The organism is Fodinicola acaciae, from assembly GCF_010993745.1.
GTDB classification, from domain to species: domain Bacteria; phylum Actinomycetota; class Actinomycetes; order Mycobacteriales; family HKI-0501; genus Fodinicola; species Fodinicola acaciae.
In genome coordinates this window covers 1,506,904-1,519,364 of record NZ_WOTN01000001.1, presented here as the reverse complement: position 1 = coordinate 1,519,364, position 12,461 = coordinate 1,506,904, and the positions used below count along the sequence as shown (strand labels likewise).

Below are 12,461 nucleotides of genomic sequence, written 5' to 3'. Positions count from 1 at the left end.
GGAGGACTCGATGATCGTACGCACGCTGGACGAGATCGACGCGACCGATCGGGACGTGCAGACGCCAAACTGGCGCAGCAAGAGAATCATCCTGGCAAGGGAAAAAGTCGGCTTCTCCATGCACGAGACGGTGCTTTATGCCGGCACCGTCAACGATTTCTGGTATGCCAACCACGTCGAGGCGGTGTTGTGCATCGAAGGCGAAGGCGAGCTGATCGACAAGGACAACGGGACGACCTACCAGCTGCGGCCCGGCAGCCTCTATCTGCTCGACGGCCACGAACATCACCAGTTGCTGCCGAAGACCGACATGCGCACGATCTGCGTCTTCAACCCTCCGGTCACCGGCCGCGAGGTGCACGACGAAAACGGCGTCTACCCCCTGATCACCGAAGAAAGCGCCTGACCGCTGCTCAGGCGGTCGCCGGGCGCTGATGGCGACCTACTTGCGCGGGGCTCTTGTTCGCTGCGGCGCCGAAGTCGTTCAGGATGTTTACTTGTGGCACGACCAGGATGTCTTCGGCATGCAGGTGCAGCCGCAGTCGCGTCTCGCCAGCAGATTCGGACCGGCCATCTGCCGCGGCGATGCTCAGCCGCGCACGCGCGGCTCCGCGGTGGCCGGGACGGATCGCCGCCTGCAGCTCGTCGAACGTGCTCATACCCTCGTGCAGGATGGCGTCGGTGATGGCAACGAGGTCATGGTGGCCGCACATTCCCGCGAGGTCGAACCAGGTGCGTGGCGCGGACGTGACGGACAGACCTGCCACCTCGCAAACCTCAAAGGCTTCCAGCCGACCCGCGTGCACACGTAGACCATCGCGATGACGTGGCCTCGGTCCGTTCCCTACGGTCACATGAACAGGACTGTCGCCACGTTGCATGGCCGGCAGTGGCAGACCCCATACAGTTGCGGCTGAGAGATGGCTCAGCGCTGCATAGCGGCCAACCGCAACCAGAGGCGCGATATATGCTTTCCTTCGTTCGTCATTGACTGGTGTGTAGACACCGCGATAACGACGGCGCCAGTGATGTCCGCGCAAATGTCGATCGCTGATGCCGTGTGCACGCGCTTGTGACCGTGACAAGGGAGTTGTCATGAGTCCATGGTCCGCTACGCGTCAGCCCTTTCTGTCGTTTTCCACAGGCAGACTTTTGAGGTGGTGAGGTCGACGTTGTTTGACGCGACACGCGGGCGATGAAGTCAGCAACGTCGAGTTCATGAGTGCACGGATCGGAGGGCGGCGGTGAAGGCTTTGAAGGCGGCCTTGAGGTCCTCGATCGGCAGGAAGCCGAAGCCGAGCCGGAAAACCCGTGGTTCCTCGCCAAACCAGCTGCCGTTGGCGACGCGGATCTCGTACTTTTCCAATGTACGATAGAAGCTCTCCACCGGCACCGCCGGTTTGAGGCGTACGCAGCAGATGGCGCCGGCGTTCGGCCGGACCCATTCGACCAGGTCGGCGTTCTCGGCGACCCAGGCTTCGGTCGCGGCCAGGCCGTCCGCGAGCACCGCGCGGCGCTCGGCCATGATCTGGTCGTATTTCCGGAAAACCCGCAGTGCGAGCGCTTCCGTGACCGGTGAGCCGGTCAGGACGGTGCCGAATTTCGCGCGTACGAGCTGGTCGATCAGCGCGCGGTCCTGGCTGATCGCCCAGCCCAACCGTAGACCTGGCGCGCCATGGCATTTCGACAGCGATGCCACCGAAACGACGCGCGGATCGAGCGTCACCACACTCGGCGCGACGGCGTTGTCGCCATATGTCGCCTCTCGGTAGGTCTCGTCGGCGATGACGTACGCATCGGAGGACTTTTCCCTCACCAGTGCCACAACAGCCTCGAACGTCTCGGCGGACAATGCCACGCCGGACGGATTTTGCGGCGATGCCAGGCTGACCAGCTTGGTCGCCGGTGTCAGCTGATCGGCGAACGCGTCGAGATCGAGTTGATAGCCGTTGTCGAAGCTGAGCGGCACGACGCGTACGTCGGCGCCGACGGCGTCGAGACTGCCGCGAGCGACCGGAAACAGCGGCGAGGTGGTGACGGCCTGGTCGCCTCGCTCGCAAGTCAGGAAGGCCAGCAGGAAAAGCGCATGCATGCCACCAAAAGTCAGCACGACGTCGTCGGCATCGACGCCATGTGCTTGCGCGATGATCCCGCGCAGCCGCGGGTCGCCGGCCGCGCTGCCATAGCTCAGTGGCAGGTCGGTGTCGTCGAGCAGGTCGCTCAGCCGCAGGTCCGGACCGACACTCTCGGCCAGTTCGTAGCGCGGGTTGTCGGTGACCAGCGACATGATCTCGTTTGCCGGAAGACGTCTCATAGGTCGATGGTCGGCCGGCTCGGCTGGCGTCCGTAGAGCCAATCCGGCAGAATTGGTTTGGAGATGGAGCCAATCGAGCTGACCGAGCGATTGGGCCGCTGGTCGTCCGGCCGCGGCCCGCTCTACCTGTTGCTCGCTGCGCGGATGCGCGAGCTCATTGACGAGGGCGAGCTGCCGGCCGGCGAACCGCTGCCGGCGGACCGCGTGCTCGCCGGTGCGCTGGCGGTCGGCCGCACGACGGTTGTCGCCGCGTACGAACAGTTGCGCGTCGACGGCCGGATCGTGCGGCGGCAGGGGAGTGGCACGAAGGTGACCGGCGATCCGCGGCCGGTCGCGACCACCACCGCGGCACCAATGTTTCTCTATCACCTGGAAAAGCAGGACGACGAGACGATCCTGTTCGCCTGCGCCGCGCCCGACGAGCCGCCGCAGGAGGTCGCCGACGCGTACGCGCTGGTCGCCTCGCGACTGCGTGAGATTCGGCGCGATATTGGCTATTTTCCGGCTGGCCGTCCTGAGCTGCGCGAGGCGATCGCGCAGCGATACAGCCGCCGCGGCGTGCCGACCGAGCCGGCCGACGTGCTGGTGACCAACGGCGGCCAGCAGGCACTTTCGTTGCTGGCGCGCGCCTTCGTACGTCCCGGTGATCGCGTTGTCCTGGAGGCACCGACCTATCCCGGCGCGTTGGAGACGTTGCGCGAGCAAGCGCCGGTGTTTCGCGCGCTTCCCCCTGGCCTGCCCGGCTTCCGTGGCGTGGTGGGAAAAGAGCGGCCGGCGCTGGCGTACGTCATCCCGACTTTCCACAATCCGACCGGTTTCGTGCTGTCGACGTTGGAACGGCAGCGCCTTGCCGCCGAGGCCGAGGCCGCCGGTGTGCCGCTGGTCGCCGACGACGTGCCGGCCGATCTGGCTTTTCCTGGCGAACAAACGCCGCCGCTGATGACCGGCGCCGCGGTGATCAACCTGGGTTCGCTGAGCAAGTCGGTCTGGGGCGGCCTGCGGATCGGCTGGATCCGCGCGCCGGCCCCGCTGATCGCCAGGCTGGCCAGGATCAGGGCTGTGCAGGACATCGGCGGTGACACGCCGGCGCAGCTCGCCGCGGCGGAGATTTTCCATCGCCTAGACGAAATCTGTGCCCGACGTGCACCGGAGCTGCAGAGGCGTCATGACGCGCTGGTCGAGGACCTGAGCGACGCTCTGCCAGAGTGGCACGTGCCGGCCGTACGCGGCGGCCAGACGCTCTGGGTCCGGTTGCCTTGCGGCGACGGGGATTCCTTCGCGCAGGCGGCGATGCGGCACGGCGTGGCGGTGCTGGCCGGCTCCGGCCTGGACGTGTCCGGCGCGAGCGCGGACCGGATCCGGTTACATTTCCGGCTGCCGGCCGAGGTTCAGGCCGACGCCGTACGCCGTCTGGCCGCCGCGTGGCGCACCTATCGGCCACCGGACATCGCCGTGCCGGGTCGCGCGGCACTGGCCGTCTAGTGTCCTGGCGCAGGACACTAGGACCACTCGCAGGTAAGGGAAAGGACGCCGGGTTGGATGTCGTCCTCCAGCACGTGCACCGCGGAATGCGGACCGAGCGGCAGCTCGACCGGCAACGGGTCGGGACGCGACGGCTGGTAGACGCAGCGGCTCGGCTGGCGCGCCGGGTCGAACTGCAGGAAGAGCAGATATTGGCCGCCGGGAAACGGAAAACCGCGGCGATGACCGGGAAACGGCGACCGCGCGGTGCCGTCGACGAACTCGTAGCGCATCGCGTGAGTGTCGCCTGGTTCCAGCTGCCGGCCGAAGATCACCTCGGCGGCGATCATGCCCTCGCCGCGGTCCCGGCGGATCCGGCCGATCTGGCAGTTGGCCGTTGCGCGTACGTCGATTTCCGTTGCGTCACAACCAGGATCGCCGGCATAGAGCGCCACCAGCCGGTCGGTGCGGCCGGTCGCGGCGCGTACGACGTGGTGCAGCTCGGTGCGCGCGAGCCGGCCTTCGGCGTCCATGAAGAGACACTCGTGCAGGCTGGCGATACGTACTTTTCCTGGCGCGGAGCCAATCTCCACCAGCAGCCGGTCGACGGCCTCGCGGGTGCCGGTCATCACGTCGGCGAGCTGCCGCGAACCCGGCACGTGGTTGACCCAGCGGCCGCGCGGCCGGCGGGAGCCGAGCAGCATGGTGAGCGATCCGGCCGGCAGCCGCAGGATCTCCTCCAGCATCGTCACCGCACGCAGCGACTCTGGCCGCTCCGGCCGGCGGATGCCCTGCTGCCAATAGCTGAGGGTCGACTGCGCGACCTGGACGCCCTGCTGGCTGAGCCGATATTGCAGGCGCGCCAAGGACAATCCGCGGCATTCGATCGCGGTCCGCAGTGCGGCGTGGAACGGTCCGGTACGCAGTGACCGCGCCAGAGCGCGCTCGCGCTCGACCGCGGCTGGGCTGGTGCGCGTGGACATGGGTCCCTCCAACGGCGCGCGACCCCGACTCCCGATCGGTCGGATTTGATGCGAAAACAACACTTACCACATAGTTGTGGTGTGCGGGGAGGGTTCCGTGCAATCTGTGGCAACTAGATCGTTAAAACAAGCATGCGCGCTTGATTTTTTCTCGCCGACCCGGCAGGCTGCCAGGCATGACGGCTGGGGAAGTGCTGCGGATCGGCAACGCGTCGGGTTTCTACGGCGACCGCTTCTCGGCCGTACGCGAGATGTTGACCGGCGGTCCGCTCGACGTGCTGACCGGCGACTATCTCGCCGAGCTGACCATGCTGATCCTCGGCCGCGACCGGATGGCCGACGCCAGCCTCGGCTATGCCAAGACTTTCCTGCGACAGATGGAAGAGTCGCTCGGTTTGGCGCTGGATCGGGGCGTACGCGTCGTGACCAACGCCGGCGGCCTCAATCCCGCCGGACTGGCCGCGAAACTCCATGAACTGGTCGACCGGCTCGGCGTGTCGGCTTCGGTGGCGTACGTCGACGGTGACGACCTGCTCGCGCGCGGTGAAGAACTCGGCTTCGGGAAACCATTGACCGCCAACGCGTATCTCGGCGGCTTCGGCATCGCCGAGTGCCTGCGCGCCGGCGCGGACATCGTCGTCACCGGCCGGGTGACCGACGCGTCGCTCGTCGTCGGTCCGGCGGTGGCGAGATTTGGCTGGACGCAAGGCGATCACGACGCGCTGGCCGGGGCGGTGGTGGCCGGTCACGTGATCGAGTGCGGTCCGCAGGCGACCGGCGGCAACTTCTCCGGCTTTCGCGGCCACGACGTACGCCGGCCGAGTTTTCCGGTCGCCGAGGTGCATGCCGACGGCACGAGCGTGATCACCAAGCACGACGGCACCGGTGGTCTGGTCACCGTGGACACGGTGACCGCGCAGCTGCTGTATGAGATCGGCGGCCCGCGCTATGCCAATCCGGACGCCACCGCTCGGTTCGACACCATCCGACTGTCCCAAGTGGACACTGACCGCGTGCGGATCAGTGGCGTACGCGGCGAGCCGCCACCGCCGACCCTCAAGGTCTGCCTGAACACCCTCGGTGGTTTCCGCAACCAGGTCGAGTTTGTGTTGACCGGCCTGGACATCGAGGCCAAGGCCGACCTGGTGCAGGCGCAGCTGACCGACACGTTGGCGGCGGCGCCGCCGGCCGAGGTGCGGTGGACGCTGGCGCGTACGGCCCTGCCGGACGGCGAAACCGAGGAGCAGGCGAGCACGCTGCTTCGGTGTGTGGTCAAGGACATCAATCCCGACAAGGTCGGACGAGCCTTCAGCGGAGCGGCGGTGGAGCTCGCGCTGGCCAGCTATCCGGGCTTTTTCGTGACCGCGCCGCCGGGGAAGGCCTCGCCATACGGTGTCTACACGGCGGCGTACGTCGACGTGGACGCCGTGCCACACACCGCGATTTTGCCTGATGGATCAAGGGTTTCGGTGGCCGCCGCCAAGGAGACGTTGCCGTTGGCCGATCTCGCCGAGCCACCGCTGCCGGCGGAATTGACCGGACCGACGCGGCGCGCGCCCCTCGGCATGGTGGCGGATGCGCGCAGCGGCGACAAGGGCGGATCGGCCAATGTCGGCCTCTGGGTCCACTCGGACGAGGCCTGGCGTTGGCTCGTACGCGCGGTGACCGTCGAGGAACTCAAGCGGCTGCTGCCAGAAGCGGCAGAGCTGCCGGTTTCGCGTTACGTGCTGCCGAATCTGCGCGCGTTGAACTTCGTGGTCGACGGCCTGCTCGGCCAAGGCGTGGCGTCACAGGCGAGGTTCGACCCGCAGGCCAAGGGACTCGGCGAATGGTTGCGCTCTCGGCACCTCGACATTCCGGAGGTGTTGCTGTGACGACCGACGAACGGCAGGCTTTGGCCGAGACCGTACGGAAGTTCGTCACGTCGCGGGTCCTGCCAGAGTTGGACGCATGGGAAGCGGCCGGCGAGGTGCCGCGCGAGCTGCACCGCGAGGCCGGCGATCTGGGGTTGCTCGGCGCGTCATTTCCAGAAGCCGTCGGCGGTGGTGGCGGCGACTTGCTGGACTCGGTCACCATCAGCGAGGAAATTCTCGGCGCCGGTGGCAGTGGCGGACTGATCGCCGCGCTGCTCACCTGCGGAATTGCCTTGCCACACATCGTTTCCGCCGGTGACCAGCGACAGATCGAGCGTTGGGTCAGGCCAACGCTGGCCGGTGAGCTCATCGGCTCGCTGGCCATCACCGAGCCGGACGGCGGGTCGGATGTCGCGGCACTGCGTACGACCGCGCGGCGTGACGGTGAGTTCTACGTTGTCAACGGCAGCAAAACCTTCATCACCTCCGGCTGTCGCGCCGACTTCGTCACGACCGCCGTGCGCACCGGCGGTCCTGGCGCGCACGGAATTTCACTTCTGGTGATCGAAAAAGGCACACCTGGCTTCAAAGTGTCGAAGAAGCTGGCGAAAATGGGATGGTTGTGCTCGGACACAGCCGAGCTCTCGTTCGCCGACGTACGCGTGCCGGCAGCGAACCTGGTCGGTGCCGAGAACACCGGCTTCTATCAGCTGGCCGAACACTTCCTGACCGAGCGGATTTCGTTGGCGGTGCAGGCGTACGCGGCCGCGCAGCGCGCTCTCGACCTGACCGTCCAGTGGTGCCGGCTGCGCGAGACCTTCGGCCGGCCACTGATCTCTCGGCAGGTTGTCCAGCACACGCTGACCGAGATGGCGCAGCGGATCGACGTGGCACGCACGTACGTGCGCGAGATCGCGCGGCGGCATGTCGCCGGCGAGACCGACCTGATCGCTCAGGTGTGTTTCGCCAAGAACACGGCCGTCGCCACTGGCAGCTGGGTGGTGGACCAGGCCGTCCAGCTGCACGGCGGCATGGGATATCTGCGTGAGTCCGAAGTGGAGCGGCACTACCGAGACATGAAGATCCTGGACATCGGCGGCGGTGCCGCGCAGATCATGACCGGCCTCGCGGCGCGGCGGTTGGGATACACGTCATGACCGTGCTCGAGTCCCAGGTGGACGTGGCGTCCGAGGCGTACGCGGCCAACCGCGAGGCGATGCTGGCCAAGCTCGCCGAGGTGGACGCCGAGCACGCCAAGGCGGTCGCCGGCGGCGGACCGAAATATGTGGACCGACACCGAAAACGCGGAAAGCTCCTGGCGCGTGAGCGGATCGAGCTGTTGATCGACGAGGACAGCGCGTTTCTCGAACTGTCGCCCCTTGCCGCTTGGGGGACGCAATACGCTGTCGGCGGCAGCATCGTCACCGGTGTCGGGACGATCTCTGGTGTCGAGTGCGTCGTGGTGGCACACGATCCGACTGTGCGCGGTGGTTCCAGCAACCCCTACACCGGCCGGAAAGTCCGCCGTGCCATGCAGATCGCCGAGGAAAACCGGTTGCCGCTGGTCAACCTGGTGGAGTCAGGCGGCGCCGATCTGCCGGCACAGAAGGAGATCTTCATCCCCGGTGGTCAGCTTTTCCGTGATCTGACCAGGCTTTCCGCGGCGGGCATTCCGACGATCGCCGTCGTCTTCGGCAACTCGACGGCCGGCGGCGCGTACGTGCCGGGGATGTGCGACCACGTCGTGATGATCAACGAACGGTCCAAGGTCTTCCTTGGCGGACCTCCGTTGGTGAAGATGGCGACCGGCGAGGACTCCGACGACGAGTCGCTCGGCGGCGCGTCGATGCACGCGCGCATATCGGGCCTGGCCGACTATTTCGCGGTCGACGAAGCGGACGGCCTGCGGATCGCGCGGCGGATCGTGGCGCGGCTCAACTGGCGCAAGCAGGGTCCGGCACCAGCGGCGCGGATCGCGCCGCGCTATTCGGCCGACGATCTGCTCGGCATCGTGCCGGTGGACCTGAAGACGCCGTTCGATCCGCGGGAGGTGATCGCGAGGATCGTCGACGACTCGGATTTCGACGAGTTCAAGCCGTTGTACGGCGCCAGCCTGGTGACCGGATGGGCGCGCGTGCACGGCTATCCAATCGGCGTCCTGGCCAACGCGCGCGGCATCCTTTTCAGTGAGGAGTCGCAGAAAGCCGCGCAGTTCATCCAGCTCGCGAACCAGTCCGACACGCCCTTGTTGTTTCTGCACAACACAACCGGCTACATGGTCGGAGCGAGTTACGAGCAGGGTGGCATCATCAAACACGGTGCGATGATGATCAACGCGGTGTCCAACAGCAAGGTGCCACACCTGTCGATCCTGATGGGGGCGTCCTACGGTGCCGGCCATTACGGCATGTGCGGCCGCGCGTACGATCCACGCTTCCTGTTTTCCTGGCCGAGTGCCAAATCCGCGGTGATGGGTCCGCAGCAGTTGGCCGGTGTGCTGTCCATTGTGGCCAGAGCTTCCGCGGAAGCCAAAGGCATGCCATACAGCGACGAGAACGACGCGGCGATGCGCGCCGCGGTGGAGAACCAGATCGAGGCCGAGTCGCTGGCGATGTTCCTGTCCGGCTGGGTTTACGACGACGGCGTGATCGATCCGCGGGACACCAGGACGATTCTCGGCCTGTGTCTGTCGGCGATCCACAATGGACCGGTACGCGGAGCCGACGGCTTCGGCGTCTTCAGGATGTGAGTGGGATGCCGATCACGACGGTCCTGGTGGCCAACCGCGGTGAGATCGCGCGGCGCGTCTTCCATACGTGCTCTTCGCTCGGTGTGGCGACGGTCGCGGTGTTTTCCGATGCCGACGCTGGCTCGCCGCACGTACGTGAGGCGGACACTGCCGTACAACTGGCAGGAAACGCAGCCACGGACACGTATCTGCACGTGGATGCGTTGATTGCCGCGGCGAAGCAGTCCGGCGCGGACGCGGTGCATCCTGGTTATGGCTTCCTGTCGGAAAACGCGGCGTTCGCGCGGGCGGTCGAGGACGCCGGCCTGGTGTGGATCGGTCCGCCGGCGGCCGCGATCGACGCGATGGGTTCGAAAATCGCGTCGAAGGAGCTGATGGCGAAGGCTGGCGTGCCGGTGCTCGACCGGCTCGATCCCGCTGACGTGCGGCCGGCGGATCTGCCGGTGCTGATCAAGGCGTCTGCCGGCGGCGGTGGCCGGGGCATGCGGATCGTACGCGATCTGACGGATCTGCCGGCCGAGCTGACGGCGGCTGCTGCCGAGGCGGCATCGGCTTTCGGCGACGGCAGCGTGTTTTGCGAGCGCTATCTGCCGACCGGCCGGCACATCGAGGTGCAGGTCATGGCCGACGCGCACGGCACCGTGTGGGCCATGCAGGAGCGCGAGTGCTCGATCCAACGGCGGCACCAGAAGATCATTGAGGAAACGCCGTCGCCGCTGGTGTCAACTGTGCCGCGGATGCGCGAGAAACTGCTCGAGGCGGCGGTCGCGGCGGCCAGGGCGATCGACTATCGCGGCGCCGGCACGGTCGAGTTTCTGGCCACCGACGACGGCGAGTTTTTCTTTCTGGAGATGAACACGCGGCTGCAGGTCGAGCATCCGGTCACCGAATGCGTGCACGGCGTTGATCTCGTACGCGCGCAGCTGCGGATCGCCAACGGTGAGCCACTCGGCGAGATGCCGCCGGCCAGCGGCCATGCGATCGAAGCGCGGCTCTATGCCGAGGATCCGTCCGCCGACTGGCAGCCGCAGACCGGTGCGCTGCATCGCTTTGGTCTGGCGCGGCCGGCGGCGCAGTTCGAGCTGTGGCGGCACGGCCTGCGGCTGGATTCCGGTGTGGAGAGCGGATCCGAGGTCGGCATCTTCTACGACCCGATGCTGGCGAAGGTGATCGCGTATCAGCCGGCACGTGCCGACGCGGCCACGGCTTTGGCCGGTGTGCTGCGAAAAGCCACGATTCACGGCGTCGGGACAAACCGCGATCTGCTCGTACGCGTGCTGACCTCTCCGGACTTTCTCGCCGGCCAGACACGCACCGACTTCCTCGACCGGCATCCGGAGGTTTTCCAGCCGTTGTTGGAAGGCGAAGAGGCAAGGCTCGCGGCTCTCGCCGCCGCTCTCGCGGATGCCGCGGCAAACCGCCGAGATCCGGAGACACCGATCGGCTGGCGCAACGTCGTGTCAGCGCCGATCGAAAAGAAATACGACGATTTCGTTGTGTCATATCAGATGACGCGTGACGGCTTGGCGGCTGCTGGCTATCCGGATGTTGAGCTGGTCGAGGCGACGTCCGATGCGGCCGTGCTGACCGTTGGCGGCCTGCGGAGGCACTTCGCGGTCGCGCGCTATGGCGACCTGCGATGTGTCGACTCGGCGGCGGGGTCGGCGCAGTTGCACAGAATCGGCCGCTTCGCCACGCCTGGCGCGGAGGCCGTCGCCGGCTCGCTCACGGCGCCGATGCCGGGATCGATCGTCCGGCTGGCGGCCGCCGCCGGCGACCGCGTACGTGCCGGACAGCCGCTGTTGTGGCTGGAGGCGATGAAAATGGAGCACCAGGTCAACGCGCCGGTCGACGGCGTGCTCGAGCAACTGTCCGTCCACGTTGGACAGCAGGTGGACATCGGGGCCGTGCTGGCCGTCGTACGCGCGGAGGAGAGCGGATCGTGAGTTTCGTCGAGACCGAGGAGCGAAAGGCGCTGCGGTCCGCGGTCGCCGAGCTGGGCCGGCGCTATGGCTATGACTACTACCGGAAGAAGGCGCGGGCCGGCGAATACTGCCACGAGCTGTGGCAGGAGGCCGGCAAACAGGGCTTCATCGGGGTCAACATCCCGGAGGAATTCGGCGGTGGCGGCGCCGGCATGAGCGAGCTGTCGATCGTGCTGGAGGAGCTCGGTGCGGCCGGCTGCCCGCTGCTGATGATGGTCGTGTCGCCGGCGATCTGCGGCACGGTCATCAACCGGTTTGGCACCGAGGACCAGAAAAAGCGCTATCTGCCGGCGATCGCGGACGGCTCGTTCACGATGGCCTTCGGCATCACCGAACCGGATGCCGGCTCCAACTCGCACCGGCTCACCACCACCGCGCGCAAGGACGGGACGGAATGGGTGCTGTCCGGCCAGAAGGTGTTCATCTCCGGAGTTGACGTGGCCGACGCGGTGTTGATCGTCGGCCGGACAGAGGACGCCAAAACCGGCAAGCTCAAGCCCGTGCTGTTCATCGTGCCGACCAACGCGAAGGGCTTCGAACGCAAGGAAATCGACATGGAGATCGTGTCGGTGGACCGGCAGTTCATGCTTTTCCTGGACGACGTGCACCTGCCGGCGGACGCGTTGGTCGGCACCGAGGACGCCGGACTGATGCAGCTTTTCGCCGGCCTGAATCCCGAACGCGTGATGGCGGCCGCGTTTTCCTCCGGGATCGCCAGGCACGCGCTGGAAAAAGCCGCCAAGTATGTCAAGGAGCGTACGGTCTGGAAGACGCCGATCGGCGCGCACCAGGGCATCGCGCATCCGTTGGCGCAGGCCAAGATCGAGCTGGAGCTGGCGCGGCTGATGATGCAGAAGGCGGCCTTCCTCTATGACAGCGGCGACGACATGGCGGCCGGTGAGGCGGCCAACATGGCGAAGTACGCGGCAGCCGAGGCCTGCGTGAAGGCGGTCGACCAGGCCGTGCAGTCGTTGGGCGGCAACGGAATGACGGCGGAGTACGGTGTCGCGTCGCTGGTCACCGCGTCGCGCGTCGGCCGCATCGCGCCGGTGAGCCGCGAGATGATCCTCAACTTCGTGGCGCAGTTTTCGCTCGGCCTGCCCAAGTCGTACTAAA

At 66.8% G+C, this 12,461-nt stretch carries 10 protein-coding genes; 7 read left to right on the top strand and 3 right to left on the bottom strand.

The features are described from left to right. The first annotated feature begins 10 nt into the window (after positions 1–10). Positions 11–406 (top strand): ectoine synthase, encoded by a 396-nt coding sequence (locus GNX95_RS07140; protein WP_163506325.1) that lies wholly within the window; start codon positions 11–13, stop codon positions 404–406. A gap of 7 nt (positions 407–413) precedes the next feature. On the opposite strand, the gene GNX95_RS07135 is transcribed toward GNX95_RS07140, so the two are convergent. Continuing rightward, positions 414–767, bottom strand: coding sequence for a hypothetical protein (locus GNX95_RS07135; protein ID WP_163506324.1), 354 nt, complete (start codon positions 765–767; stop codon positions 414–416). A 449-nt stretch (positions 768–1,216) separates the two neighbouring features. Then, entirely contained in the window at positions 1,217–2,314 is a 1,098-nt protein-coding gene (locus GNX95_RS07130) for a pyridoxal phosphate-dependent aminotransferase (RefSeq protein ID WP_163506323.1), read from the bottom strand. 63 nt (positions 2,315–2,377) lie between these two features. Here GNX95_RS07130 and GNX95_RS07125 point away from each other — a divergent pair, with 63 nt between their 5' ends. Beyond that, positions 2,378–3,796 carry an aminotransferase-like domain-containing protein gene (locus tag GNX95_RS07125; protein WP_163506322.1) on the top strand — a complete coding sequence of 473 codons (1,419 nt, stop codon included), beginning with the start codon at positions 2,378–2,380 and terminating at the stop codon, positions 3,794–3,796. Between the two features lie 17 nt (positions 3,797–3,813). On the opposite strand, the gene GNX95_RS07120 is transcribed toward GNX95_RS07125, so the two are convergent. Beyond that, entirely contained in the window at positions 3,814–4,758 is a 945-nt protein-coding gene (locus GNX95_RS07120) for a hypothetical protein (protein WP_163506321.1), read from the bottom strand. Between the two features lie 176 nt (positions 4,759–4,934). Between GNX95_RS07120 and GNX95_RS07115 the strand changes: the two genes are divergently transcribed. From GNX95_RS07115 to GNX95_RS07095, 5 genes are read left to right on the top strand one after another with little or no spacing between them, the layout of a single operon-like run. After that, positions 4,935–6,632 (top strand): acyclic terpene utilization AtuA family protein, encoded by a 1,698-nt coding sequence (locus GNX95_RS07115; protein ID WP_187369605.1) that lies wholly within the window; start codon positions 4,935–4,937, stop codon positions 6,630–6,632. After that, positions 6,587–7,768 (top strand): acyl-CoA dehydrogenase family protein, encoded by a 1,182-nt coding sequence (locus GNX95_RS07110; RefSeq protein WP_163506320.1) that lies wholly within the window; start codon positions 6,587–6,589, stop codon positions 7,766–7,768. The genes GNX95_RS07115 and GNX95_RS07110 overlap by 46 nt, the downstream gene beginning before the upstream one ends. Next, a complete protein-coding gene (locus GNX95_RS07105; protein ID WP_163506319.1) occupies positions 7,765–9,360 on the top strand; it encodes an acyl-CoA carboxylase subunit beta in 1,596 nt (531 codons plus the stop codon). Before GNX95_RS07110 ends, GNX95_RS07105 begins: the two co-directional genes overlap by 4 nt. 5 nt (positions 9,361–9,365) lie before the next feature. Continuing rightward, positions 9,366–11,306 carry an acetyl/propionyl/methylcrotonyl-CoA carboxylase subunit alpha gene (locus tag GNX95_RS07100; RefSeq protein WP_163506318.1) on the top strand — a complete coding sequence of 647 codons (1,941 nt, stop codon included), beginning with the start codon at positions 9,366–9,368 and terminating at the stop codon, positions 11,304–11,306. Then, positions 11,303–12,460, top strand: a complete 1,158-nt coding sequence (locus tag GNX95_RS07095) for an acyl-CoA dehydrogenase family protein (RefSeq protein WP_163506317.1) — start codon at positions 11,303–11,305, stop codon at positions 12,458–12,460. Before GNX95_RS07100 ends, GNX95_RS07095 begins: the two co-directional genes overlap by 4 nt. The last annotated feature ends 1 nt before the right edge of the window (position 12,461 follow it).